The sequence below is a fragment of the Microcoleus sp. BR0-C5 genome (genome assembly GCF_036705045.1).
In the GTDB taxonomy this organism is placed as follows: Bacteria; Cyanobacteriota; Cyanobacteriia; order Cyanobacteriales; family Microcoleaceae; genus Microcoleus.
Genome location: NZ_JAUBTR010000018.1, coordinates 106,336 through 107,714, shown reverse-complemented (window position 1 = coordinate 107,714; position 1,379 = coordinate 106,336). Strand labels below are relative to the sequence as shown.

Annotated in this window: 1 protein-coding gene; it reads left to right on the top strand. The window is 41.3% G+C overall.

Features of this window, described 5'->3' with window-relative positions:
• Window positions 1-495 precede the first annotated feature (495 nt).
• Window positions 496-1,020 carry a hypothetical protein gene (locus QUB08_RS11595; RefSeq protein WP_333224853.1) on the top strand — a complete coding sequence of 175 codons (525 nt, stop codon included), beginning with the start codon at window positions 496-498 and terminating at the stop codon, window positions 1,018-1,020.
• Window positions 1,021-1,379 lie beyond the last annotated feature (359 nt).

Genomic DNA, 1,379 nt, shown 5'->3' with positions numbered 1-1,379 from the left:
GAGCGGAATGAAGCGAAAGTTTCACGTTCCGTTTTGAAGGAGAGGTAAGGGTAGAAATTCCCCTATCGACTCTACCATGTTCAAGGTTAATGTTAGGCAGTATTGGGCTATCCTTTGCTTGCAAAATTTGGCTTTGTTGGGTCTCACTTTAGTGGTTCAGAAGCGTAAGGATATCGTCTAATTCTGTGTAGTTAATTATCCCCTTTATGAAGGAGGCGGTTAAAACCGCTTTTATACCAACAAATTCCTAGCAGAGGGGACTAAGCAATCGGAAAAGTGTTTCACCCGGATTTGTTATTAGTAGGTTGGGTTGAGGTAACGAAACCAAACTTAATTGATTTTCATCGTGCTATAGGTAGAGTTTACCCTCCCGCTCTAAGGATAACTCAAAATGTCACTGGCGCTTTTATCCAAAGGAATTTTGATGGAACTGTCAATAGTGGTTATCTATAGCTGATGGTGTCAGTCTGCGGCAATTAAATAGGACTAACAGCGATGAATAGCAGTCCAAAATTTAATTTTAAATTAGCCGAGCGTTTCTTAGAAAACTACGCAGAGCCTCCTGAAGATCCATTGGGAGAGCTTTCTCATTTTGAAATGGGATGGCGACGTTTCTGCTTTGAATGCGACCATAAAGTTTTAATAGAAATAGGTGATGAGAAAATAGAGGCATTTTTAGATTTAGACATTTCCATGATGATAGAGAATAACTTTCCACAGGAAATTGCTAAGCTATCGCAAGGTCAAAAAATATCAATAGATTTTCCTGAGAGTTGGTTCATGATTAGGTTGCTTCCCAGGGAGGATCGCATTAGCTGTACTTTGAGAAAGTTTGGGACTTCCTGCTGGGAAAAGCATTTTGAATTCGATCGCACTCACGTATTAGATGCGCTGAGAGGTTTTCTTGAGGAAGTGATGCAGCTAGCTGTAGATAAAGGTTACATCACGTTGGAAGAGAAGGAGGAATTTATTCGTCCGGCTTTTGCTAGCAGTACGGATGCTGTGGTATTAGGCAAGTAGTTAGTTTGGGTGGTGTTTTGGGCGATCGACCTTTTTGTGGTTAATGAATATTTTAACCTTGTTTAACATCCCTTCCCAGCGCTGGGAATAGGCGATCGCACTTTTTGTGGTCAATGAATATTTTAACCGTAGATGATGTACGGGCGAGACGCCCGTATCACAAATCATGTATGGGCGGGACGCCCGTACCACAATGAAAGAGGATGTTTTGGGCGATGGGTTCGGTTAAACTCACTGCATCGAATAACTGAAATTTGCTCATTGCTGTCTCCCAAATCGCTTATTGACTTGGATAATGTCGATCGGTAGGGGCGATCGTAAATAAAACTAACTTTTTTTAGTACAAAACGATCGATCTA